General features: G+C 52.6%; 19 protein-coding genes and 1 tRNA gene. 8 read left to right on the forward strand and 12 right to left on the reverse strand.

The genetic code is table 11. From position 1 onward, the window contains the following. Nucleotides 1-98 precede the first annotated feature (98 nt). Both ispG and STSP2_RS15525 read left to right on the forward strand, forming a co-directional pair. Entirely contained in the window at nucleotides 99-1,184 is a 1,086-nt protein-coding gene (gene ispG, locus STSP2_RS15520; protein WP_146663643.1) for a flavodoxin-dependent (E)-4-hydroxy-3-methylbut-2-enyl-diphosphate synthase, read from the forward strand. 53 nt (nucleotides 1,185-1,237) lie between these two features. Then, a complete protein-coding gene (locus STSP2_RS15525) occupies nucleotides 1,238-2,314 on the forward strand; it encodes a YdcF family protein (protein ID WP_169853275.1) in 1,077 nt (358 codons plus the stop codon). Here STSP2_RS15525 and STSP2_RS15530 read toward each other — a convergent pair whose 3' ends face one another. Then, a complete protein-coding gene (locus STSP2_RS15530; RefSeq protein ID WP_169853276.1) occupies nucleotides 2,315-3,409 on the reverse strand; it encodes a PIN/TRAM domain-containing protein in 1,095 nt (364 codons plus the stop codon). It lies immediately after the preceding gene. Between the two features lie 469 nt (nucleotides 3,410-3,878). On the opposite strand from STSP2_RS15530, the gene STSP2_RS15535 reads away from it, so the two are divergent. From STSP2_RS15535 to STSP2_RS15555, 5 genes are all read left to right on the forward strand, one after another. Further along, a complete protein-coding gene (locus tag STSP2_RS15535) occupies nucleotides 3,879-5,021 on the forward strand; it encodes a mechanosensitive ion channel family protein (protein ID WP_146663645.1) in 1,143 nt (380 codons plus the stop codon). Further along, a complete protein-coding gene (locus STSP2_RS15540; RefSeq protein WP_146663646.1) occupies nucleotides 5,005-6,396 on the forward strand; it encodes an MFS transporter in 1,392 nt (463 codons plus the stop codon). The genes STSP2_RS15535 and STSP2_RS15540 overlap by 17 nt, the downstream gene beginning before the upstream one ends. 36 nt (nucleotides 6,397-6,432) lie before the next feature. Continuing rightward, nucleotides 6,433-6,516 (forward strand) — tRNA-Leu (locus tag STSP2_RS15545). Between the two features lie 171 nt (nucleotides 6,517-6,687). Further along, a complete protein-coding gene (locus STSP2_RS15550) occupies nucleotides 6,688-7,446 on the forward strand; it encodes a hypothetical protein (RefSeq protein WP_146663647.1) in 759 nt (252 codons plus the stop codon). Next, nucleotides 7,446-8,126, forward strand: coding sequence for an ABC-2 transporter permease (locus STSP2_RS15555; RefSeq protein WP_146663648.1), 681 nt, complete (start codon nucleotides 7,446-7,448; stop codon nucleotides 8,124-8,126). The genes STSP2_RS15550 and STSP2_RS15555 overlap by 1 nt, the downstream gene beginning before the upstream one ends. A gap of 29 nt (nucleotides 8,127-8,155) precedes the next feature. On the opposite strand, the gene STSP2_RS15560 is transcribed toward STSP2_RS15555, so the two are convergent. Both STSP2_RS15560 and STSP2_RS15565 read right to left on the reverse strand, forming a co-directional pair. Further along, nucleotides 8,156-8,842: an Ada metal-binding domain-containing protein gene (locus STSP2_RS15560; protein ID WP_146663649.1), complete on the reverse strand. Its 687-nt coding sequence runs from the start codon at nucleotides 8,840-8,842 to the stop codon at nucleotides 8,156-8,158. Between the two features lie 19 nt (nucleotides 8,843-8,861). Next, on the reverse strand, nucleotides 8,862-10,946 hold the full coding sequence (locus STSP2_RS15565) for a right-handed parallel beta-helix repeat-containing protein (protein WP_169853277.1): 2,085 nt from the start codon (nucleotides 10,944-10,946) through the stop codon (nucleotides 8,862-8,864). A gap of 452 nt (nucleotides 10,947-11,398) precedes the next feature. Here STSP2_RS15565 and STSP2_RS15570 point away from each other — a divergent pair, with 452 nt between their 5' ends. Next, nucleotides 11,399-11,974, forward strand: coding sequence for a 3D domain-containing protein (locus STSP2_RS15570; protein ID WP_146663651.1), 576 nt, complete (start codon nucleotides 11,399-11,401; stop codon nucleotides 11,972-11,974). 28 nt (nucleotides 11,975-12,002) lie between these two features. On the opposite strand, the gene STSP2_RS15575 is transcribed toward STSP2_RS15570, so the two are convergent. The 9 genes from STSP2_RS15575 to STSP2_RS15615 form a co-directional block, all read right to left on the reverse strand. Continuing rightward, nucleotides 12,003-13,493: an efflux transporter outer membrane subunit gene (locus STSP2_RS15575; protein WP_146663652.1), complete on the reverse strand. Its 1,491-nt coding sequence runs from the start codon at nucleotides 13,491-13,493 to the stop codon at nucleotides 12,003-12,005. Then, the gene (locus STSP2_RS15580) at nucleotides 13,486-16,638 is read right to left on the reverse strand and encodes an efflux RND transporter permease subunit (protein ID WP_146663653.1); all 3,153 of its coding nucleotides are present in this window, start codon (nucleotides 16,636-16,638) and stop codon (nucleotides 13,486-13,488) included. The genes STSP2_RS15575 and STSP2_RS15580 overlap by 8 nt, the downstream gene beginning before the upstream one ends. Next, nucleotides 16,635-17,840, reverse strand: a complete 1,206-nt coding sequence (locus STSP2_RS15585; protein ID WP_146663654.1) for an efflux RND transporter periplasmic adaptor subunit — start codon at nucleotides 17,838-17,840, stop codon at nucleotides 16,635-16,637. The genes STSP2_RS15580 and STSP2_RS15585 overlap by 4 nt, the downstream gene beginning before the upstream one ends. Nucleotides 17,841-17,863: 23 nt before the next feature. Beyond that, entirely contained in the window at nucleotides 17,864-18,511 is a 648-nt protein-coding gene (locus STSP2_RS15590) for a TetR/AcrR family transcriptional regulator (RefSeq protein ID WP_146663655.1), read from the reverse strand. A 313-nt stretch (nucleotides 18,512-18,824) separates the two neighbouring features. Beyond that, nucleotides 18,825-19,229, reverse strand: a complete 405-nt coding sequence (locus tag STSP2_RS15595; protein WP_146663656.1) for an L-rhamnose mutarotase — start codon at nucleotides 19,227-19,229, stop codon at nucleotides 18,825-18,827. A 30-nt stretch (nucleotides 19,230-19,259) separates the two neighbouring features. Continuing rightward, nucleotides 19,260-20,906 carry a sodium:solute symporter family transporter gene (locus STSP2_RS15600; protein WP_257787998.1) on the reverse strand — a complete coding sequence of 549 codons (1,647 nt, stop codon included), beginning with the start codon at nucleotides 20,904-20,906 and terminating at the stop codon, nucleotides 19,260-19,262. 65 nt (nucleotides 20,907-20,971) lie between these two features. Next, nucleotides 20,972-22,015, reverse strand: a complete 1,044-nt coding sequence (locus tag STSP2_RS15605) for a uroporphyrinogen decarboxylase family protein (protein ID WP_146663657.1) — start codon at nucleotides 22,013-22,015, stop codon at nucleotides 20,972-20,974. A gap of 19 nt (nucleotides 22,016-22,034) precedes the next feature. After that, on the reverse strand, nucleotides 22,035-23,333 hold the full coding sequence (locus STSP2_RS15610; protein WP_146663658.1) for a hypothetical protein: 1,299 nt from the start codon (nucleotides 23,331-23,333) through the stop codon (nucleotides 22,035-22,037). Between the two features lie 20 nt (nucleotides 23,334-23,353). Then, nucleotides 23,354-25,480, reverse strand: coding sequence for an alpha-L-fucosidase (locus tag STSP2_RS15615; RefSeq protein WP_146663659.1), 2,127 nt, complete (start codon nucleotides 25,478-25,480; stop codon nucleotides 23,354-23,356). Nucleotides 25,481-25,560 lie beyond the last annotated feature (80 nt).

Genomic DNA, 25,560 nt, shown 5'->3' on the forward strand with positions numbered 1-25,560 from the left:
CCCCAGTGTGATAAATACAATCTAAGATTGCCAACAAACCAAACTATGAGTCCAAGATGACGGCTTATCAAGGTGCTTATTCATTTTAGTTTGCCGGGATGGTAAAGACAAGCTATAATCGGGTTATGATAAAAAGAAGAAATTCAAAAACAGCAAATGTTGGTAGCATCAAACTCGGGGGAAGTAATCCGATAGTACTGCAGTCGATGACTAAGGTTGCGACCACTGACGTTGCGGCATGCCTTGGTCAGATAGCGGAACTGCGCGAGGCTGGGTGCGGTCTGGTGAGGCTAGCGGTTCCTACTAAGGCCGACACTGCTGCGTTTGCGAAGATAGTAAACCAATGTGATATGCCGCTGGTGGCAGACATACATTTTTCGCGTGCGCGGGCGATCGAGGCTATAGAGGCAGGGGCGGCGAAGATAAGGCTTAATCCGGGCAATCTGAAGGAAAGGGCCGATATACTGGAGATAATCGAGGCTGCGAAGGCTCACGGAACGGCGATCCGGGTCGGGGTGAACGAAGCGAGCATCCGCGATCTGCGTGCGGGTGATGTGGCTGAGGGTGGAAGAGTCGGTCTGATGCTGGAGGAGATGAGCGGATATGTGCGGGTTTTCGAGGAGGCGGGGTTTGAAAATATCGTGCTGAGTGCGAAAAGCGCGGATACTGTGCGGACGATCGAGATCAACAGGCTTATGGCGGAAAAATTCGAGTATCCGATACATCTGGGGCTCACGCATGCGGGGCTGGTGGAGGACGCGACGGTGTCGTCCTCGGTTGCGATAGGGACCTTGCTTGCAGAAGGCATAGGCGATACCATCAGGGTAAGTGTAGCGGGAGACCCGCTAGAGGAGATTCGGCTGGGCAGAGAGATACTCGCATCGCTGGGGCTTGCGGAAAAGCGTGGGCCGGAGCTGATCGTGTGTCCAACATGCGGGAGGTGCCAGATCGACGTTGTGGCGCTGGCGAGGAAGGTGCGCGGGGCGCTTGAGAATACGGACAAGAAGGCCAAGGTTGCGGTTATGGGCTGTATAGTTAACGGGCCCGGTGAAGCGGCGGATGCGGATGTCGCGGTCTGTGCGGCCAAGGGGAAGGGATTTTTGTACAGTCACGGCAAGAAATTGTGCACCGTGCCGGAAGATCAGCTTCTGGATTCACTGGTGCAGGAGATAGATAGATTGTGAATTTTAGTCTGAGCATGGGTCATTGATGTGATCATTTTGATATGGGGGCCGCTGTGTGGGATAGGGAGAGGTTCAACAATATAACCGAGGTCGTCAGCAGAGGCGCGGCGGGTTTTCTGGGTATTTTCACCCTGCTGAACGTGGCTGCGGAATATCTGATAGAGGGCTTTGACGCGAACCGGTGGTGGATCGATTTTCGGCCGATGCCGAACGCTGTTTCCGTGCCGGTGCTCGCTGTGTTTTCGGTTCTGCTTTTAGCATATGCGATATTGCCTCGGATGTCGGGTACAAGGCGGCGAATAACCGTGTTCTTGTGCTTTGTGATGCTTTTAGTGGTAATCGCAAACATATGGCAGTTCTATTACCTTGTGATCAACAAGCGAATCGAGGCGGGTTGTTATATTCCGTTTTCTTCTTTTGTCGCGATCGGGATGGCGGTGGTTCTTCTGGGGCTGCACAATAAAAATGCCGACACGCAAAACGCGTGGTGCATTTTGGGGACAGTTGTGACAGTTCTGGTGTGTTCGGCATTGTTTACGGTTGGGCAAATGGTCTGTTTCGGCAGTACGGACTACCGAAGGCATGCGGATGCCGCGGTTGTGTTCGGCGCGAGGGCCTATGCGGACGGGAGCTGTTCGCAGGCACTTTCGGATCGCGTGGTCACGGCATGTAAACTGTACAAGGCGAACTTGTGTGATGTGCTGATCTTCTCGGGCGGGCCGGGTGACGGCGATGTTCACGAGACCGAGGCGATGAAACGACTGGCGGTGCAGCTTGGTGTCAAGGAAGATCATATCCTGCTGGACAGAAACGGGCTGAATACGCGGATGACGGTTGCGAACACAGTTAAGATGAGCCAGGCGTACGGTTATGACGAGATCATGGCGGTGAGTCACTTTTATCATCTGCCGCGTATAAAGATGAGTTTTCAGCGGGCAGGCTTTGATGTTTATACGGTACCTGCGCGGCATACTCATGGGTTGCGGGATATGCCGTTTTACATGGCGAGGGAAATGGCCGCGATGCTGTATTACTATATAGAGCCGTTGGGTGAGCTGGTGAGGGGTAAAGAAAAAGGCCCTGCTGATGCGACAACAGGGCCCTGGGTTAACGAGACTAATGGCGGGTGATCAGTTTTGTTTCTGGTCGTATTTTTTCTTTTCAGGACGGCCGTTGGATCTTGGTTTGTTTGCGGCCATCTTTTCGAACTTGCCGAATATCATCCGCCCTGCCGATGTCTGCAGTGAGCTTGTGACGGATATTTCGATGGTCTGATTGATCTTGTCACGCGCGTTTTCGACTACTACCATTGTGCCGTCGTCGAGGTAGCCGACGCCCTGCTGGGGTGAGTCGCCGGGCTTAATGATCTTGACGGTCATCATCTCGCCAGGCAGGGTCACGGTCTTCATCGCGTTCGCGAGGTCATTTATGTTGATGACGTCGACGCCGCGGAGCTGGGCGACCTTGTTGAGGTTGAAGTCGTTGGTGACGAGTCGGCCGTCGCAGTTTTTGGTGAAGGCGACGAGTTTCTGGTCGACGGGCGAGTTGATGTCCATGCCGGGCGGGGGTGTGTCGTCGATGTCGACTTCGACGATAGTGCTGGACTGGAGCTTGTTGAGCATGTCGAGTCCGCGTCGGCCCCGGGTTCGCTTCATTTTGTCGCCTGAGTCTGCGATGAGCTGGAGCTCGTTGAGTACGAATCGGGGTACGATCAGGGGAGCGTCGAAGAGCTTTGTTTCGGAGATGTCCGCAATTCGGCCGTCGATAATGACGGACGTGTCCAGTACGAGCGGGCGGAGGCCCTTGGTCTGGCGGGAGAATTCGACGTAGGGGACGATGAAACGCTTGTCATCCTTGGTGCGGACGACCAGGCTCATCGAGAGATAGCATATACATGCACCCATGAGCCACTGGGACATTTTGAGTGGTTCTTCGCTCATCTGGAAATAGAGATCGTTTAGCATGAGGAGTACGGGGGACATTGCCCAACTGATGAGTACGCCGATGAGGAGCCCGAAGAATGCCGCGGCGACGGACTTGAGGGCCTTTTTCGGGGTGAGCCACTCCACAGCGATGACGAAGAAGGTTACCGCGAGCGTGTAGCCGACCCGCCAGGATAGCATGCCGATACTCATGCCGTCTTCACTGCTGGCCTTGAGGCTGAGGAGGAGGAGTGCGATCACGACGACGACGAAAATCGCCCTTATGAACATCAAAAACAACATTTATAAGACCTTTCGCTTAGATATAATGGTTTCGTTGGAAGACTTTCGGACTTCCAGCAAGATATAAAATGTTATCGTTTATAACAATAAATGCAAAAAAACGGTCAAACCGCAATTCTGTTTAATGCCAGAGATGCGGTTTTGTTTGTTTTATTTCTTAATTCATCGCATGTAAGACCGTGGGCGCCTGCAGCGTTGCAAACATGACTGATCCGATCTTCTTACGAGCAGCAAACACCGGCAGAGCAGTAAGTATCAAGGTCGCTTATAGCTATATCGACAAACTGGGGGCCGGCGGTTAATTCAATATACGGATATGGCGGGGTAAAGTCAATGCGCATGGAGGTTTGCGCGTGTCGGCCGATTAATTGAGCCATGCTGAAGGGTTAAAATACGTGTTTACGGTGGAAGGCTGTGGTGGTGATGGTACAATACGGGGGTTTTATGGATTTCTCGGGAGCATTTGCGTATGGACTTTATTGTCGGTCAGGTTGATTCGTGGTGGAACATCCTCGATTACGAGCTGGTTCGGGGCAACGGTGTATGGCGGTTTATGCTGGTGCTGCTTGGTATTATCGGCACTTTTGTGGTCGCGATGCTGTTTCAGTATTTTGCGAATCTGCATGTCAAGCACCACAAAGACATGGAAGAGCGGCGGTTTTTGTCGCTGGTTCTGCAGGCTATCGTAAAGCCGGCGTATGTGGGGATATTCGCGATCGGGCTCAATGTTTGCAAGGTTTTCCTGTATTTCAATGAGGAGAACGGAATCAAGCCGGCTATAGAGGCAGGATGGACGAAAACGGCCCAGGTTGTGGGTGCAGTTGCGGTTGCTTATGCGCTTTATTCGCTGGTGGATGTTGCGGAGTATTACCTCAATCGACTCGTGCGGCGGACCAAGACGGAACTGGATGATATGCTGGTGCCGCTTTTGCGGAAGTCGCTGAGGGTGACGATCGCGATAATTGCCGCGTTGTATGTGGCTGAGAACACGGTCGGAACGGATCACATCAAGTCGCTGCTGGTGGGGGCGGGCATCGGCGGTATTGCGATCGCGATGGCGGCGAAGGACACGGTAGCGAACTTTTTCGGTTCGATAACGATATTCGCGGATCGGCCATTTCAGCTTAACGAGCTGGTCGAGATCGAAGGGAATATGGGTTTTATAGAGGATGTCGGGTTCAGGAGTACGCGGATACGGACGCTGGACGGGCACCTGGTGACGCTGCCGAACAGTATCGTGACGAACTCGGTTGTGATCAATATTGGCAATCGGCCCCACATCAGGCGGGAGTTCGAGATCACGATCACGTACAATTCGGGAAGCATGAAGACGGCCGAGGCGGTGGATATTATCAAGAAAGTGCTGGCGGAGACGCCGGAGGTGAACACGGACACGGAAAATCCGTCGAGGGTGTATTTTAGTGAGTTTGCAAGCTGTTCATTGAACATTTACATTGTATACTGGGTGGTTCCGGCGGATCGGTGGGTGTTCCGTGAAGTGAATGAGAGAGTGAATTTTGAAATAATGAAGCGTTTCGAGCAGGCGGGGATCGAGTTTGCGTTCCCGACGCAGACGCTTTACCTTAAAAAAGACGATGGGCGAGAAGAATAACAGACGGGGTAACCGCATCACGGCTCAGCAGAGGCGCCGCAGCATGTCTTGCGCGAAGATATACGCACTGAGCCAGGTGATAGGGTTTACATGTGTGGGGACGAATACGCTTTCGCTGGTGGCGATCAAGCTGGGAGCGGGGGAGGTCGTGCTGGGTCTGCTGAGCATGATGATGATCAGTACGCTGGTTTTTCGGGTCTTTACCATGTCAGCGGTGGAGAAGTACGGCAAGAAGCACGTCATCATACTCTGGCAGGGAATCGCTATAGTCTGCTGTGTGCCGTTTTTGATAATACCGTTCGTGGCGGAAAAGTGGGCGAAGGAAGTTACGCTGGGGATACTGCTGGTGACGGTGTTTGCGAGGGTTGCGACCGCTTCGATGGGGAATACGGGCTGGTTTCCTTTTCTGCAGGATATCGTGCCCAGGCGGATCACGGGTCGATTTTTTGCGAGCCTGCGGATGACGTGGCAGACGGCGAATCTGATCACGCTTCTGGCGATAAGCTGGTTTCTGGGTAAAGATGCGGCATGGTGGAAGTTCGAGGTGGTGTTCGTGGTGGCGATATTGGCGTACACGGTACGGATTATCAGCATGATACCGACGACGGAGAATCCGCCTAAGGGGAAGGATGCGGTTACGCCGAAGCTGCGCGAGAGGTTCGGTGAGATATTCTCAAACCGCAAGCTGCTCGGTCTGACGGGGTTTGTGACTAGCTACTGGATAGCCGCGACGATGGCGACGCCGTTCAAGATCAAGTATTTGAAAAATCTGGATTACGGCGACGGGTTCATTATTGCGGCTACGGCGATGATCAGCGCGGGTGCAGTGGTGTCGCTGTGGGCGTGGGGCAAGCTGGCCGACAGATTCGGGAATCGTTCGCTGCTGGGGCTGTGCCATCTGGGCCTGCCTGTTGTTACGGGGCTTTGGGTGCTTGTCGGGCCGCAGAGCCATATTTTCGTGCTTGCTTTGTTTCTGGGTTGGAGCGTGTTCAACAGCGGCGCGGGTATCGCGATGATACGGCTTTTGATGCACAACATTCCACAGGAGAAGCAGAATCAGATCAATGTAATTAACGTGATCGGCAATTTCTTTATGGGGCTGGCGCCGTTGGCGGCTGGGGTGTTCATCAGTTCGCTGGATGGGGTTGATATCAGGCTGGGTGTGACGGATATGGGGCATTATCATGTGTTTTTCCTGGTATCGGCGGCACTTTTCGCAGTGCCCTACTTTGCGAGTATGGCGGTACGGAATGAGAGAGAAAGTTCGACCCGTGAGATGATGGTGGTAGTGACCCGGCCGCTGCTTAGCATGGTCGGGCCTGTCGTGAAAATAAATGGGCGAAAGCCGTTTGAAAAAGACTCAAAAAGGTCTTGACTGAAACGGGGAAAACTGTAGTATTAGTCCCCTGCCGCGGATGTGGCGGAACTGGCAGACGCGCAGGCTTCAGGTGCCTGTGGGCATTAGCCCGTGGAGGTTCGAATCCTCTCATCCGCATTTCATTTCTCTTGGCCTTTTGGTCAATCCTTCCTTTTTTGTTTGGCTTGGTTATTTCGCGCTGTCATAGCGAACATCTGAGGCAAATCCGGGCATTTTTCAGGTTTTTGGTGGTAATGGGCCGATAAAAAGGGGTGGAAAGATGTTATCAGCTTTTATTGGTGGAGTTCAATGCCCGAAACAGCTCAGAATATACAGCAGGTCGCTCAAGAAGCAGCCTCCATGATACCGGTGATCGGAGGGATCGGGTGCGTAGTGTTCGGGCTGTTCTTCTGGCTTGGCGGGTTGCGGTGGAGCCGTTTGATCGCGGCTTTGGTCGGACTGGTAACAGGAGGGATGGGTATCATAGTGAGCGGGTATGGGTTGCATGGGCCCGCGGTGCTGGCGATGCCAGTTGGAGCGTTGGTCGGCTTGCTGGCTAACAGGATACTGCTCGGAATCATGGGGAGCTTGATACTAGGATCGCTGGTGATGGTAACGGTTTCAGATAAGGGTATGCCCGCATTCAATATCATGTTCAGTGTTGAAGAATTCAGGGCCGAGGACGGCAGCTTTAGTCATGAGAGCGTGATGGCTGGTGTGCGGGGCCGTGTTCAGTATTACGGAGCAACGCTGAAGGAGTATGCAGTCGGGCTGGAGGGCAAGGCGATCACGGCGGGTGTTGTGACGGCGATCATCGCATTGTTTTTGCGGTCGCAGATACTCAGTTCGGTGACTTGTGCGAGCCTCGGGACGGGGCTGATATTTGCAGGGATGATCCTGGTTCTGATAAACAAAGGTGCCGCGCCTGTCGAGCGGATCGCGGAGCGGCCGGGCCTTTACAGGCTGGCGGCGGGAGGGATGCTTGTTTTTGGGACGGCTGTGCAGTATGCTTTGTTCAGAGGCAGGAAGGCTGATAAGAAGGTTAAGAGCAATAACGGAGACGAATAATGGGTGGTCTGGAAATACTAGCGACGGCGGACGGGGCGATGGTGAACGAGGTTCAGATCGTGCCGATAGACGAGCTGTGGGCACAGGTGGCGGGAATGAACTGGCTTACGGCGATCATGGCGATAGCGTTCGGGTCGGTTTATCTGCTGTACGGCTGGCGGATATTCAAGGCGCTGGCGGTGATCGCGTTTGCGATGATCGGGCTGTATGCCGGTATCATGATCGGGCGCGAATTAGGCAGTGAGATGTGGGGCGGGGTTATCGGCGTGGCCGCTTTGGGGGCTTTGTCGCTGCCGTTGATGAAGTATGCAATTTCGATACTGGGTGCGCTGGCTGGGGCAGTGCTGACGGGGGCGCTTTGGTATGCGTTCGACCTGCCGGAAATGTATCTTTGGGCGGGTGCGCTGGTTGGACTTGTGGGCGGGGGCATGATCTCGTTTATCGTGTTCAAGGCCGCGGTGATGCTGTTTACGAGCCTTGGGGGTAGTGCGATACTTGTGATGGGGCTGCTTGCACTGCTGAATGGCTACGAGGTAACGACGGGACATGAGGAAAAACTGGTTTATCATTATGTACATAATGTTAGCTGGTTCCTGCCGGCGATACTGCTGGTGCCGACGATAATCGGCATGTTCATGCAGCATCGGCTGATCAAGAAATCGCCCGAATGGGAAATTTAGTATAAGCTGAACAGCATCATTCAACAGTTCTAGGGTGAGCAGCTTCTGCAGGGACGTCGGCCTGATTTGACGGCCTGTTCACGGGCGTTGAAACTCACGCGGTTTTCATCGGTTATTCTCTTGGCAGATCGGCAGGTGGGTTTGTGGAATATCTTGCTGCTTTTGGAGGCGATGAAAGGTGCGTTCGGCTGAGCCGTTGGGGAGGCTGTATCGTCTTGTTTTTGGGGACCGGTGGTGTTGGCGATCTCTTTTTTGCCAGTAGCGGCCGGGGTATTCTTCACAGGCGGGACGTAGTGGCGGGCGAGGCCCTTCTTTATGAGCGTCCATGCGAGGCTCTGGCCGTCGATGTAGACATCCGCGACGAGTTGGAATGAGGTTGTGCCTCGGCGAATGCCTTTCAGCTCGATCTTTTTGGCGGCTGATAATTTTTCGGTGATGAAATCCGCAAGCTGTTTGTTGTAAAAGAGATTGGGCTTTTCGGATTCTGCAACGATCGCGGGCGGAGCGAGTTCGGCGATGCGTACAGGTATGTTCTTGCCCACGACCGGCGGGAAGCCATCGATGTCGCATGTGAAGACGAAGGGTTCGTCTGACTGGATGAAACGCTTGACGGTCGCATTGCCGTAGTTCTTTTGACCGGGGGCGAGTTTCGCACCTGCGATACAAACGGTTGAAGCCGCGATCAAAGTAAGCAGCGATATACGTTTGATGCTCATTGTTTCCTCCTGCTAAAGATCAGTTCTGTTCTGTGCCGCCCTGCCGGGAGGGTGTGACGGTTTTTGCGAGTTCGATCCACTCGGGATCGCCGTAGACGCCTGCCTTTGTGTAATCGAAAGGTTTGAAGCCGATCTCGAGTGCCGGCGAGTTTTCTTTGAGATGGAAGTCGAAGTTTTCGATGTCTGCGAACAGCGGATCGGCAACGATCGAGTTTTTGTCGTGGCCTGTCTGTTTCTGCCATTCCGAGAGGGTCTTTCCAAGAAGCTCGACAGGTTTGTCGCCTGCGCGGTAGTAGCAGTTCCTGTCCAGGGTCACATCGATCCGATCCCACGGGCCCTGAAGCAGAACGCCTTCGTCGTAGTAAACGATATTATTGACGAAGTCGAACGAATGGTGGTTTTCGACGCGGGTGGCCTGGAGCTGGTAGAGTTTCGAGAACGCTATGATGTTGTTTTTGATGACGTTGTTTTTGCCGTAATGCTGGTGGAAGCCGCCGGTTTTGACGTTGTGGACGAGGTTGTTTACCATCGTGATGCCGGTGGAGCCTTCGTCGGTGTAGAGACCCCAGCCGCCATATGAGTAGGCGTAGACGTCGTGGATGTGGTTGTGGCTGACGGATGTGCCCTCAGACGGACCGAGAGTGTAGACGCCGCCCATATCCGAGAGGACGCCCTGGCCGATGTGGTGGATGTGGTTGTATTCGATGGTGTTGCGTTTTGCGGGGGAGTGTGCGTAGCCCCATCGCCAGCCTACAGAGACGCCGGTGTAGTAGAAGCCCGCGATCTCGTTGTGGGTGATTTTGTTGTCGGGGCTGTGGCCGATCCATGCGCCGACGGCACAGGGGAAGATATGGCCGCCTGAGTGGATGATGTTGTTGTCGAATGTGCAATGGCTGGTTTTGTCCTGATCGTTCTGGCGGATGGCTGTTTCGCCGATGCGGACGCCGCCTGCGCCGAGGTCGTATATGCGGCAATGCCGGACGGTGCAGTTCTTACAGCCCCTGCGGAACCATACGCCGTAGGTGCCGGTATGGGCGATGGTACAGTTTTCGATCGTGATGCTGCGGGCGTGGTCGGCCATTACGACAGCTTCGATGATGGACGCAGCCTGGTTGGGTTCGAAACCTGAGGGCGGGAGAGTGTAGCCGGCGTGCAGAAATTTTATGCCCTCGATATTTATGTGCTGGACCGGGTTGTGCGGCTCGCCTTTGAAGATGAGAAATTTTTCCACAGCAGGCACCGATGCGGTGATGATTTCGCCTTGCTGATCGGGCGTTGGTTTGTATGAAAGTTTGCCGGTTTCAGAGAGGAACCATTCGCCGGGTGAGTCGAGTGCGGCGGGATAATTTTCGAAATAGAAACGTGTGCCCTTGCGAAGGGGATTCCAGGGTTTCATCCCCTGGCCCGAGATGGTTAGAGTATTGTTTTCGGGATCAATGGAGTCGATGAATTTGCGGGTGTTGTCCCATTTGTGCAGAGCAACGAAATTGACGTTTTTGAGCTGGCCTGGCGAAAGATCGGTCAGCTCGTTCATAGCTTCGGCTGGGATGGTGATCGTCTGGATCGCCTTTTCGGGGACCCGGCCGGTGCCCTTTTCTGTCACTTGCTGTTCGATCACTTGGATCTTGAAATATGAATCATTCGGGGTTCTAGCCCGCGTTGCGCGTCGATCAGTGATGTAGAGCTGTTCGAAAGGACTTTCATCTGGCTCCATATCTGCCTGGTACATGCCGTTGTTTGTTTTTTCGAGCTGGACCGGCCTGCCGAAATCGAAAATGGTTCGGCCGGGCTGGGCGGCTTTGTAGTTAACAGCCTGGGTTTCGGTACCGGAATCGGCATGGGTAAGAATGATCGGTTCAGTCAGGCGGTATGTGCCGGGTGCGAAAATGACGGTAACAGGTTCTTCCAGCACGCCCTGTGTTTTATGATTGCGGATCTTCTGCTGAGCTGCGGCAAATGCAGCGAGCGGGCCGTCACTGCTGCCGGGGGTCGGGTTCAGGCCCGAATTGGAATCGCTGCCCTGGGGTGAAACGTAAAATGTTGCTGGAAACGCAGTTGCGCAAAGAACCAGGAATACGGCAACTGTGATGCCCGATTTTGTCATGACAGCCCTTTCACCATACAATTTATCAGATTGGGGCATTATAGCGTAAGATCTATTTGCGAGCAAGATAATCGGGTCCATATCTTCCGGATACATGCAAAAGCAACAGAAAAAAATGCGGTCCTGCAACGGGGCAGGCCATATCGTCTGTATGGATTAAATGGTCTGTACGGAATGGATGTGCCGTTTAGGGGTTTTTACGCCATTTATTATAGGGTCCTGCGGGTAGGGTTTCAGAGCAGGGCCATTAATCTTGACTGCGAATTGGCGAACGGATAGACTGGTGAACTAATGATTGACAGTCCCATGGAACGGGGGTGGGATCTTCCGCAGGATGCAATTCTCCCAATCGATCACTAACAGCAGGGCTTGTGTAGAGTCCGAGCTGTATGTAAGTTTAATTGGAAGGATTGGCAGTGAGCGATGTTTTGCAGAACATTTGGGGTGGGCGCTTGAATATTTACTCGGTGACAGCAGCGGGTCTGTTGGGCCTGGTAGCTGTGCTTGTGTTTTCGGTCTTCGGTGCTCAGGCGAGCCCGGGAGACAGTGAGATCGTGATGCTCAGCAACACGGTCGAACCGGGACTGCCGACTGGCCTTTCGCAAATAGAAGAGTCGGCCGTGCCGACCATATTTGACGAACTCGGCAGCGTTACACAAGATACGCTGAAAGAGGAAGCTGCGCCGAGATCTTCGTCCGCGATTTCGGATAAGCAAAGCGAATGGGTGACGGTTCGTATGCGCGTGACGGCATACTGCCCTTGTGCGAAATGCTGCGGCAAACATGCTAACGGCATTACCGCGAACGGTCATAAGATCAACTGGGGTGACAGGTTTGTTGCATCGGATAAAATGTTCGGTTTCGGAACCGAGATGAAGATACCGGGGTATAACGGCGGCAAATCCATCAAGGTCAAGGATCGCGGCAGGCTGATCAAAGGCAATCGGCTTGACGTATTCTACAATACGCACTACACCGCGAAAAAATGGGGCACGCGTTATCTTGACGTAAAGGTACGCGTAAATTAAGCAGCCACGTCACCGGGCCTTGTTCATGTCAGCTATTTCCATCATCTTTGGCGGGTGCTTTCTGCTCGCTGAAAAGCCCTTCTTCGTATCCATCCAACGGCTGTAAACCGCCGCCCAGGGCCTTATAAAGCCTAACCAGATTGTTACTCTTGGTTCCCTGGCTTATGACGAGGTTTTCCTGGAGCGAGAGCAGTGATTGCTGAGCCAGCAGAACGTTGTTGAAATCGCTCAGGCCGTTCTTGTACTGGTCCTCGGCGATCTGGACGGCCTGGCTTGCTGATTCGACGGCGGAGGCGAGCCTGTCGTAGCGGCGTTGTTCATTTGCTAATGCTATCAGGGCGTCCCTGACCTCTTTGGCGGCACTTAGGACCGTGTTCTCATAACTTGCCATTACCTGTTCCTGGATCGCGGTCTGCGCCTTTATGTTGTTTCTAATCGCCCCTGCTTCGAAGATGGGCATCGAGAAAGATGGGCCGAAACCGTAAGCGCTGCTGTCTGATTGGAACAGGGTGGAAGACTTCAGAGACTCGAGGCCGATCGAACCGCCGAGCGTGAATCGCGGATAAAGTTCCGAAGTTGCTACGCCGATACGGGCGGTTTGCGCTGCAAGATCCCTTTCGGCCCTTTTTACGTCCGGGCGGTTTCGCAACGTATTGGCGGGTATTGCAGTCACGTTTTTGATCGCAGGGGATGGTATCTGATCAGCTTCTTTGAGTTTTTGGTTGAGCCGGCCCGGCATTTGTCCGGTGAGTACGCACAGCGCATTTGCAACTTCTTCTATATTGCTCTGCAGAGTTGGGATGGTGGAACTGGTCGTTTCGAGATTGTAGCGGGCCTGCTGAACAGCGAGTTCATCGCTCAGGCCGGACTCGTAAAGTGATTCTACGAGTTCAAGGGTTTCTTCCTGGATCGCAAGGTTTTCTCGTGCCACTCTCAAACGCTGCTGGAGGGTGCGCAGTTCTATGTAAGTCGAGGATACATCGCCAGCGAGGGAGACCCAGATCGCTTTGAGATTTTCATGTTCGGACTGGAGGGATGCTTGAGATGCCTGCACCGCCCTTCTGACGCCGCCGAAGACATCCAGCTCCCATGCAGCATCGAAGCCAGTCTGGTAAATGTCGCGGGCCCGGCTGGCCTGACCGGGGCCGGCTATGTTCTCGCTTGCCTGGCTTCTGGTGTAGCTGCCGCCCAGATCGATGCGTGGAGCCAGGCCAGCTTCTGCGATTCCGAGACGCGCCCTGGCCTCGACTATGCGGGCGTACGCCTGCTTCATGCTGGGGCTTTGTATGAGGGCCTCGGTTATCAGATCGTTCAGTGTTTGATCGTCGAAGGAGTCCCACCAGGCTGCGATGTCCTCGGCGGTGACGGGGTTCGCCTTTTCGGCCGCCGGGGTCCGTGCAGCCAGTACGTCGCCAAAGTCTGGATCCGTCAGAGCGGGTTTTTCGTAATCGGGGCCCACAGGTGAGCAGCCCGCGACGAGAACGAGAATTATAGTTGCCAGTAACGATAATTTATTCATTTGCTGCCTCTCTTACAGATGAATCCGATTCGGTATAAAGTGCTGTTTGGGACCCAACCTTCTCACGCATCGTCTGGAAAAGCACATAAAGCGCAGGAACCAGTACAATGCCGAAGAAGATTGCGGCCAGCATACCCGCGAAAACAGTCGTACCTATCGCACGTCGGCTGCCTGACTCTGCACCGGTTGCGATCACCATGGGGAAAACGCCGAGAATGAATGTGAAAGCCGTCATGAGTACCGCACGGAAACGTTCCCTTGCGCCTTCGGCGGCAGCGTGCAGGATGGAATGGCCCGATTCCCGCTGAGTCTTGCAGAACTCGACGATGAGAATGGCATTCTTCGCTGCCAGTCCGACAAGCAGTACAAGTCCAAGCTGTGCATAGATGGTAAGGGGCAAACCGGCTATTTTCAGGCCGGCAAGTGCACCTGCTATCGCGACGCTGATGGAAATGATCACTGCCATGGGGATCGTCCAGCTTTCGTATTTTGCTACAAGGAAGAGATAACCGAAGACAAACGCCATCGCGACGAGGATCACCATCTGATTGGAAATCTGTTTTTCCTGGTAACTCATGCCCGACCATGCGTAAGTGTAGCCCTGGGGCAGTGTGTCCATGGAAAGCTTCTCGATCGCTGTCATGGCAGCACTGGAACTGATACCCGGGTTAAGCATGACAGTGATATCTGCATTGGGAAAAAGGTTGTACCTGGTCAGACTGCGTGCCTTGAGGACTGTGTCGATGTTTACAAGGCTCTTTATCGGCACCAGCTCACCTGCCGCGTTCTTGACGTGCAGCTCCTCGATATCCTCTTTGTCCTTTCGATGCTCCCAGTCGGACTGGATGATCACCTGGTTTACACGAGTGCCGATATTGACATCGTTGACATAACGTGAACCCAGCCGGTTCTGCAGTGCCGCAAATATGCGACTTACCGGGACATTCATGGACTGAGCCTTGGTGCGATCGACATCCAGGAACAGATGCGGCGTGTTGGCGGTGTATGAGCTGAAAGCCATGGCGGTTTCGGGCATCATATTGATGTTCATTACGAAATCGTTGAGAATGTCAGCAAGCTCCTGCGGGTCATTCTCATCAAGCGACTGCAGACGCAGGTCCAGACCATTGGCCATGCCAAGTCCCATGATCGCAGGGGGAGCAAAAAGATTGATCTTCGCCCCCGGGAACTGCTTCAGCCGGCCTTGAATTTTGCCGATTATGGCTCGAACATTGAGGTCGGGCCTGTCCCGTTTATCCCATGGTTCCAGATCAGCGATGAGCATACCAACGTTTTCACCACTGCCGCTCATCATACCTGATCCTTCGATCAGGATGCATGACTGGACCCCTTCGGTTTGCGCCACGACGTCTTCAAGCCGGTCCATCAACTCACCTGTTCTGGCCAGGTTAGTACCTTCGGGCAGCAGGATGTCACCGAAGAGCACACCCTGATCTTCTTCGGGCAAAAAGCCGGACTGCGAAGTAATGTACAGAACACCGATGAAAGCGCAAACTATGAGAACGGTGACAACTGTCAGTGAAAAATTGCGTGAGAGCACGCCGGACAGCCAAAGATAGCCGTTTCTTGAAAACCCGAGCAAGCCGTTGAACCATCGCAGAGGACCATGCTTTTTTTCTTTTGGTATGCGCAGCATCGCTGCGCAAAGCGCCGGACTGAGCGTCAGCGCGTTGAGCGTGGAGAGCAGCACAGCTACACAAAGCGTGATCGCAAACTGCTTGTAGATCATACCCGTGATGCCGGCGACAAATCCCACCGGTATGAAAATAGCCAGCAGCACAAGGGTTGTCGCTAAAATTGCCGGAGTAACCTGCTTCATTGCCTTGAATGCGGCGGCCCTGTGGTCGAGGTCCTCTTCTTCCATCAAGTAGATCACACGTTCGACGACAACGATAGCATCATCGACAACGAGCCCGATCGCCAGAACGAGTGCAAAAAGGGTCAGGATGTTGATGGACAATCCCAGCGCCAGCAAAACACCGAATGTTCCGATCAGAGAGACCGGAATAGTGAGCACGGGGATGAGGGTAGCACGCCAGTCCTGAAGGAACAGATAGCAAACGATAGCAACGAGAACGAATGTTATCATCAGAGTTTTGACGATCTCCTGGATACTGACCGTAATGTACTCGGTTGCATCGTAGATCATACTGTAGCTCATGCCCTCGGGGAAATCTTTGCTGAGACGATCCAGCTCGCCTCTGACCGCCTGCATGGTCTCCACAGCATTAGTCTCTGGTTTCTGCGTAAGGATAATAGCAACAGTGGGCATGCCGTTGAATTTCGCATTCGAACCGTACGTGTTCCTCCCCAGTTCGATGCGAGCCACTTCCCCAAGACGAACAAGTCCGCCCTGATCGTTGGATCGCACGATGATGTCATCAAACTGCTGGGGCGAATTGAGGCGGCCTGTCGCCTGGAGCGAATAGGTCATCACGAAATTCTCATTGCCGGGTGCGGAGCCTATAGAGCCGATAGAAGCCTGCACGTTTTGGCTGCGAATAGCAGATATAACCTCTTCTGTGCTGATGTTGAGGGCGTCGAGCCGTTCGCTGTCCATCCAGACGCGCATACTGTAATCGGGGCCGTAAACCCGGGCGTCACCGATGCCCGGCACACGCAGCAGGGCATTCCTGACGACGGCGTTGGCGTAATTACCCATCTCGACAGTGTCGCGCGAACCGTCAGGTGAGCTTATGGCGAAAACGCCCAAAGTACTGGAAAAACGGGTGTTAACGGTTATGCCCTGATCACGCACTTCCTGGGGGAGCCTTGGGGTTGCCCGCTGGATACGATTCTGCACCTTGACCATGGCCATGTCCAGATCGGTACCGACTTCGAAAGTGACGGTCAGCGAATAATTGCCGGAGTTATTGCATGTCGAGGACATATATATCATGTCTTCCACACCGTTGATCTGCTCCTCAAGCGGAGCGGCAATGGTGTCGGACAGCACTACCGAACTTGCACCGGGATAGCTGGCATTAACATGCACCTGAGGCGGTGCTACTTCAGGGAACCTCTCCACCGGCAATGCGAGCAACGCAAGGGTTCCCGCGATAACCAGCAGGATGGAGATGACCCCTGCCATCCTGGGTCTTTTAATGAATATGTGTGATCTCATTTCCTGGTGTACTCCTGTGACTGTTTGTCGAGCAAAGTAACTTTGGTACCTGGCTTAACCTTCTGCAGGCCGCGGACGACTACTTTTTCACCTACTGAAAGTCCCTCTGAAATGGCCTGGTCAGACTTCAAGGCCTGAGCGAGCTTGACCGGTCTTTTTTCGAGTGTGTTGTCATCTTTGAGCACATATACAAAAGTTCCCTGTGATTCCTGTACAAGGGCCCGCTGGCTGATAACGGGCATTTTTTTGCCGTCGCCGGTTTGAAGCGAGACATTTACATAGCTGTTTGGGATCAGCAGGCTCCGATCGTTCTTAAATTTAGAGAAAACCGCAATAGTGCCTGTAGATCTGTCCATTGTATTGTCGGTAAAATCATATACTCCGGTAGCGGGATAGTCTGAACCGTTCGGCAGTTGAATTCTGGAGGTAACATTTGCGTCATCTTGTTGAATTTTTTCCAACAGCGTAAGATAGTCACGGTCCGGCATCGAAAAGCCGACGCGAATGGGATCGAGCTGAACGATCTGGGCCAGCGTACCACTTGCAGGACTTACGTAGTTGCCTTGTGTGGCGAAGGCCTGGCCGATCTTGCCGTCAATGGGAGCGTGTATTTCGGTGTAATCCAGGTCTATCTCGGCCAACTGGATCTGGGCCTGATGCTGCTTGATCTGGGCCTTGAGCTGCATGACATCACTTTCGGCTTTGTCGAATTCCGCCTGAACGATGCTGCGTTTTTCAGCATTACGAAGGCGGGCGAGGTATTTCTCGGCCCTGACCAGATTGGCCTGTGCCTGCGCGAGCATCGCCTCGTGCGAAGCGATCCGGGCCTTGTAGCGGTCCTGACGTATGGTGAACAGCAGTTGGCCCTGCTCGACGACGGATCCCTCTTCAAAATGGACCTTCTCGATGTACCCGTCAACTTGTGCGCGCAGATCAACGGTTTGCACTGGTTTGACGTGCCCTATGTATTCGCTCGATGGATATATCATTTCTTCGCTAACCGTCTGTACCTTGACGGCTGGGGGACCGCCCTTGCCGGGCATTTGAGCGCCCGGACCGGCCGGCGGTCCGCCTGGTTTGCCGCCGGGCATAAGAGCATTGAGCGTCCATCCTACCGCTATGAGAACTGCAAACAGGACAAAAGTGCCCAGACCCTTTGCCAGGCTGTGCTTTTTGTCGGTATCTTTTTTCTTGTCACTCATGATCCTTGCTCCAATCGTTCAATCTATTTATCTAAAGGTAATCCCCAGTAAAGCTGGAAGCTCCTGACCAGAACATCTTCGAGTTTTTTCAGGTACTCTTCGGTATAGCTGCGGCGGCTCTCTGAAAGGCTTTCTTCGAAGTGCTGAGCGTGCAAAATTACAGGCCCTTCGAGTATTTTTATGTGCAGCAGTGCGTCCTCTTCGGAAATATCAGGCTTGATATGTTTCAGCAGCCGCATCATATCCTTTATGTCAGGGTCTATCAGTTCCCTTCGCAGGAGGTCCCTTAGCGGGTTTTTGGAGTGCACTGCCTGATAGAGCACACGTTCGTTCCACCAGCGTTCTTTAAGGCCAAACGCACAGATTATGCTTCGGTGCACGATCTGGCGAATCGCTTCTGACTGAACACTCGGCTCGTCCAGCCGGCCTGCAAAATTGTCCAGTATCTTCGATATTGGATTATCGCGGTACCTCTGAAGTGCCGAACGCATCACTTCCTCAAACAGCTTGTCCTTACCGCCGAAGTGGTAGTGTATGCTGCCTATGTTTTGATTTGCTTTTTCAGCGATCGCCCTGGTTGAGACATTCGCAAAGCCGAATTCCGCCGCCAATTCTCCTGCAGCGTCTATAAGCGCTTCGCGTGTCTGCTCGCTGTTTGAATATCCGCCCATGTTCTTCGCCCTATTACTAAATTTAAGTCAATGGACCAAATTTACTCAAACGACCAAGTTTAGTCAAGCGAATAATGTCAAAGAATCACATATCGAACATTATTGGGAGGCACACAGTAGACATGGATTGTCTGCTATTTAGCAAGGCAGGAAAAAGCACCGACGCCTTAGTCACCACCGACTCTTGCCAAAAGCAGGAGTAGGGATTAGGACCCTGGAGGCTTGCGACTCAGGGTTTTAAAGAACATCGCAACAATTTGAAACTCAAGAACTTACCGCAAATGCAAGAGGGGACAAGTTTTAGTTCACAAACTCAGTCCAGATGGTAGACCTCTTGCATGTTTTTCCACCACGTGCCTTCCGGACGATTTGCTAGAGGGAGCTGGCAGGGGTCGGTTTCTTCCCACCATTTCTGTGTTGTCGGATCGGCGGCCATTTTGGCCATGTCAGCTTCAAAGTCATCGCCGGTGTATTCGAAATAGCTGAACAGGTAGTATTTGCCGTCGGGGAACTGAGTCAGGTAGATCGAATAGTTCTGAATGTTGACGTCTTTGAGCTTGGAATTCACTTCGGGCCAGGGGTTGGCGTGCAGCTCTTTGTATTTATCCAGCTTATCTTCCTTGACGCCTATGACGCTGCCGTATCGCTGGACCTTTTGGGCACAACCAGCAAAAACCGCCAAAGAAAAAACGGTCAAACACAGAATATAGTTTCGCATTTGAACACCTCTCATGATTAGCTTTGAGGATTAATTTAACAAGCCGAAGAACCGCAAGGTCGACTGGTTGGCAAAGACCACATACAGAAAGACCATCACAAAAAACAGTGCCGCGGCCAGTATCTTGTAGTTGCCCAAACCGGGCCAGCCTTTGTCTTTGAGGGCGGCCATTGGATTTTCCCATACCAGCTTAATGCTTTTTTCCGTATGCTCATGAGGCCAGACAATTGACAAAAAGAACATAATTGCCGAACAGATACAGAACAGATAGAAGCCTGCCAGCAAACCCGGCATTGACCAGTCGAAATAGTCGTTCCAGTCGATGATGAAGACAATCAGTCCGAAAATGAAGCCCGAAGCCATGGTCCATATGGCGGCCCTGTTGGAGGCACGTTTCCAGAATACACCGAATAAAAAGACTGTCGTGATCGGAGGGGCAATGTAGGATATCAAGTCGACACAGCCCTTGTAAACACTTTCAAATTGCCCGATATATTTGGACCAGACAATTGCAACGACCATGCATACAACTGTCGAGATCTGGCCGACCAGAACCAGTTGTCTGTCGGAAGTTTTGGGTTTCCACTGTTTATAAAGATCATAGCTGATCAGGGTAGCAATGGAATTCAAGGCACCTGAAACCGTACTCATCAACGCTGCAAGTAATGCCGCTGTCATCAGGCCGGTCACGCCGGCAGGAAGCAGGTTCTGAATGGCCATGGAGAAACACTCGTCCGGCTTATCCAAAGGCATGACATCACCGCGATTGGCCAGCGCCAGATAGATCGTACCAGGCAAGAAGAAAATGAATACCGGCAATACTTTCAGAAAACCGGCGAACAGCGGGCCGGTGCGGGCGTGGTTGCTGTCTTTGGCCCCGAGAACACGCTGGACGATCGTCTGGTCAGCACACCAGTACCATACGCCGATAACCGGGTAGCCCAGAAAGACCGAATACCACGGCAGATTAGCCGGACCGTTCCCGGGACGGAGGATGGTAAGCTTGGCGGGATCTACATACTGTACCAGTCCGTCCCATCCGCCAATTTTAACGTATGCAATGATCGTGAGTATTATCGAGCCGGCCAGCAGGATAATAGTCTGCAAAGCACCGGTCACCACCACCGCCAACAATCCGCCAACCACCGTGTAGATGCCGGTCAAAACAGCGACCCCGACAATGCTGGCCATAATGGGAATACCGAATAGGGTCTTGATCACCAGTGCGCCGGTATACAGCGTAAATCCGATATGTATGAAGACCGCAGAAACAATGCTCAGACCGGCCAGCCAGTTTCGGCAGGTACCGCAATATCGCCTTTCAAGGAAATCCGGCAATGTCGCAATCTTCGAGTTTAGATAGAACGGCGCAAAGAACAAAGCCAGAACAATAAGCAGGAATGGCGCCATCCATTCGAAATTCCCATAGGCCAGACCTGTTCTATAGCCCTCGCCGGCAAAGCCAACCATGTGAATGGTAGATATATTGGTCGAAAACAGGGCCAGGCCTATCATAGGCCATGTCAGTGTCCCCCCTGCCCGGAAGTAGCTATCACTGTCGACGTGGTACTTACGTTTTCTGCCGGCCCAGAGACCTATACCGACGATAAACAGGAAATAGACAGCGATTACAATATAATCCGCCCTTGATATCAGAACTTCCGTATTTGCGAGCATATTTTTCGATCCTTCAAAACCTTCATACCTCCCCCAGCTTATAAATACAAAATCCTCGACTGTTATCAGTACCGGCCATATTCTACGACTGCATCGAACATTGCAAGAACATTTTCAACGGGTGTTTCTTCAAGAATTGTATCATGACTTGCACCTGCGATATATGCGCTGCCGGGCATCATTGTATCAAGAACTTTACGTGTGTCTTCTATGACGCCCTGCGTGTCCTTCTCGATCAGCGTGTGATGCGAGTCGATGGCTCCGTTAAATACGATCTTGTCGCCGAACTCGGACTTGAGCTTGTGTAGGTCCATGCCTCTGCATGACGTTTGAACCGCGTGGTAACCGTCAAGACCGGCCTCGATCATGCTGGGGATAAGCTCATATACGCCTCCGCAGCAGTGCAGTTGTGTCTTGAGACCGTAGGAATGGCCAAGGTCACACAGCCGGGCGAGATGAGGAGCCATGAACCTGTCAAACATGTCGGGACTCATAAGCGGCCCGGTCTGGGAGCCGAAGTCGTTACCCATGAAGAAAATGTCTATCGCGTCGGACGCAGCATCAAATGTACGTTTGCTGACCTCAAAATAATAGTCGACAATGTGCTTGAGAATCGCGTCCACCACCTCCGGCTCGGAGTACATCTTGATATAAAGATTTTCCATGCCGACCAGATCGATAGCATCGTGCCAGAAAGGTGACCACTCGCCGCCGAGTATAGCGAACTGGCCGTTATAGGCCTGAGCTGCCTGCTTGATCTTCGAGACATCCATCCATGCAGGATCGGGCCAGGTATAGTCTTCCACATCCTCCAGCGTTGCATCAGCCAACGGATGGCTGAGAGGCTGGCCGTAACCATAACCTTCACGCTCAATACCGAATGGCGTTCTGCAGATCGCCTTGGGATGCTCAAGAGCAAACTCGGGACCTGCGTATTCAGCGAAGACTCGTCTGAAGTCATCCTTGAAACGGAGTCTCAGGCCTTCGTCATCGAGGCCTAGTTCCTTCTTTGCCTTTTCCCAGAACTCAACGGAACTGCCGCACCAGCAGGGAACCCTGTCTGGCAGGTCATGTTCAAAAACGGACAAAACCCGCTCACGTGATGTCATACTCTAAACCTTTTAATAATTAATATCTGGACACTTCTTCCATAGCGATCTGTGACCATTCCCATAACCGATGGGGCTCATAGCGCACAGTCGAAATGTCTTTCATTATGAATTCTATATGGCATTTGCCGTCCGCCTTTTCGAGGACTTCCCTGATATTCTGACGAGCTTGTTTGGGATTCCAATCAGTTTCAGCCAGGATCGCGGGACTGGGCTTCTGGCTTATGACATAGTCACTGCCGACCTCCGAGATCATCCGCTCGATGTCGCACCAGGGACTGGTCGAGATCTTTCGCAGGTTCGGGATCCTGCGCAGAATATGCATCTTCCTGTCCAGCGGTTCGCAGCAGCCGTAGTATGTCAGGCCGAAACGTTCGAGCCAACGCATGTCATGTTTGATGGCAAATTCCCATTGCATATCCGGTGAGACTTCGGAGAATATCTGGGCGTTTGAACAACCCCACATATTGTGCGGCCGCACATGATCGGGATCATAATTGTCGCCGGGCAGTTCACTGCTGTAGCCGTATCCGCCGGAACCGACACGCGTATTGTTATTGTCAAGTGCAAGGAGGTTCTGCTGCTCGAACTGGTCCAGCTCCACCATCCACGCATCCACCATGCGATCGACCGCTGCGTGGACCATTTCCGGCCGCATGATCATGTCCATCATCGCTTCCTGGATGCCCCACCAGCGTATCAGATAATCCCAGGGCGTAAACCAGATATGCGTCTGCCCCTGCTTGTGAACAGGCATGATGCCGTCATAAACCTTGCACATTGCCTGGTAGCTGAATTCGGTCGCCTGCTCATTGTGAGTAATTTTCGGCAGTTTGATCTTTTCAATATCTTCCGGTTCTTTGATCTGTATGTTGAAATGTCGGGAGACGACGTCGCTGGTCTCGTCGGTTTTGACAACATCGACATCTTCAATGATGCCAAAGTCCGTGCTGTGAATTGCGAGTGGACAGACGAGGAAATCGTTGACGATCATGTCCGCAGGCATATGTCTCCACTGATAGATCGTTTTGCGTAACTGGTCCTCTTGATCTCGTGCCCAGGGGTGTTCGCAACGAAGTGCCAATTCATCATTGACGTTCATCTCATTCCAGCAGATCTCGTTGATCCAAACCATCGGTCGCTCGGACTGCAGATCGTTGAGCTTTGTCCAAAGCCGAGCCTTTTCCTTATGCACCGGCAATGATGCTATTTGGGCAACTTCCCCTGCCAGACGGCGAAGAATATCGGCATCATTGTCCGTCAGTTTAATTTCAGCCGCAACTGGCGGAGGAGTATGGTGACTGGGATCGTGAAGCACTAAACTACCCTTCCTATCGTTTACTTATCTGAGATTACACCAAATTCACAAATCGCAACACAGTCGTTTGCATCAACTGCATGCTCAGCAACAAATTTTATATAGCGTGCATTGACCGGCTTTGCCAGTTTTACCGTCTGCCGGATCGGATTATTTTTGACATTCTCAAACTCACCCGCAGCAATGGGATCGCCCCACTGAACACCATCATTGCTGAGATGCAGAGTATAGCGATCCACAAGGCCTATGCTGCTGCCGTCGTGACGGGGCATGCAGGTAAAAGCGGCAACTTCGACAGCACGGCCCATATCAATAATTACGAAATGAGGCGGTTTGACGCGGTCTGCAGGGCCATGCGTATGCCACATGGTACTGTCATTGCCGTCAATAAGATTTTTGACAGAGGCGTCACCCTTGTTTGGGAAGCTGCAATCGATGATTTTCCACTCGGACTTTGAGATACCGAACTGCTTGCGGACAATGCCGCTTTCGCTGCCCGTGGCGTTATCGAGAGCATAGGCACTGACGATACCGCCATTGCCGAGGTCAATCGGGCCGGTGTAAAGCTTGAAATTATCCGAAGCTGGTCGGTCACCGACCGCATAATAAATTGACGCATCTTCCGGGCCGGTGATGGAGACCGAACCGCTTAGATCTGATTTCATAACCGGATCAGACATAATAGGCGGGGCATTGTAGATCCCAACATTTGAAAGCGTCAAGCAAGGTGCATCTGTCTGTAAAGTCAGCCTCGCTCTCGCTGTCTTTACAGTATCGAAACGCAGTATGCGCTTATAGCCAATCGTCGTGCCTTCGGCAACCTGCTCCCAGTTGCCATCTTTGTCAATTTCAAGTGTAAATTTGTGGACACGCTGTCCAAGGGCTATATGTTCCTGCAGCAGCAAGTTGTTAAAGGCTATGCGTTTTTCGAAATCAAATATTAAACCGGCATGTTTGACTCCGTCATCGCTCGCCCAATAAGTATTCACGGGGTCACTGTCTACACACTGTTCAGGCTCGTAAGAGACGTCCTGGCCTCTATGGTTGTTGGCAGTGATGTCTGCCTTAACGGCAAGATTGTAGGCAAATGCCTTATCGAGGTACTGTTTTTGGGCGAGCATCGCCCGGACATCGCGTTCAGGGATTGTGCCTTCCGGACCAATTGACAAGCCGAGATTGAAGGAGGCGTTGCGACCGATCGTCGTGTAATAAAGATCGACAAACTGCCTGAGAGTACGCGGTTTCGAATTGGGATTGTAGTACCACTTTTTCGGATGCAGGATCGTCGTGTCCGCTTCGGCAGGCATCCAGTACTTTCCATCCTTCAGCCCGGTTCCAAGCAGTTCCAGGTCGTGTGAGGATGAGTCATCGAATCGGCACCAATTGGTGACAGGAGCCAGGCCTGCCTCGTTTCCCACCCAGCGACAGGTATCCTCGGTCACACCCGGCAGATAGCCGAAAAATATCGTGTTGGGCTGTCTTTCTTTAATTATCGTGTACAATTTTTCAAATTGGTAGTATCCCTTGGGGATTGTTCGCTGCTCCCGTGCCCCACCGTAGTAACCGGTTCCGCCATTGGCCCCGTCAAACCAGACCTCGAAGATCGGCCCATAATGGGTCAGGACTTCACGCCATTGTTCAAAATAATCCTCAATATATTTTTCACGCCCATATTCAGCATGATTGCGATCCCATGGAGAGATGTACACACCCAGCTTGAGGCCGTACTTTCGGCATGATTCGGCGAGATCACCCAGGATGTCACCCTTGCCGTCTTTCCAAGAAGTCGCAGCAATGGTATAGTCAGTAGTTTTCGACGGCCATAGACAGAAGCCGTCGTGGTGTTTTGCTACAAGTATCAGACCTTTCATGCCGGCCTGACTGGCGACGCGTGCCCACTGGTCCGTGTCCAGATCAGTCGGCTTGAACACATCAGGAGAGACATCACCGTATCCCCACTCCTGGCCCGTGTAAGTATTCAGGCCATAACAGACAAGGCCGTAATATTCCATTTCGTGCCAGTCAAGCTGATTGGCTGTTGGAACCGGGCCGTAAGGCTCAGGGGGGGCAACTGAGCTATGCGGCTCAGCCATTAAAACCTGAGCAATACATACAGAAAAAATTGCTGCTAAAGTTTTCCTGGTCATCAAATCACTCCACGTATATCTTTATCTCAAAAATTGTTGGAGCCTCATTAACTGCTAAAATATTCAGCTAGAACGTGCCA

It is taken from the genome of Anaerohalosphaera lusitana (assembly GCF_002007645.1).
Taxonomy (GTDB): Bacteria; Planctomycetota; Phycisphaerae; order Sedimentisphaerales; family Anaerohalosphaeraceae; genus Anaerohalosphaera; species Anaerohalosphaera lusitana.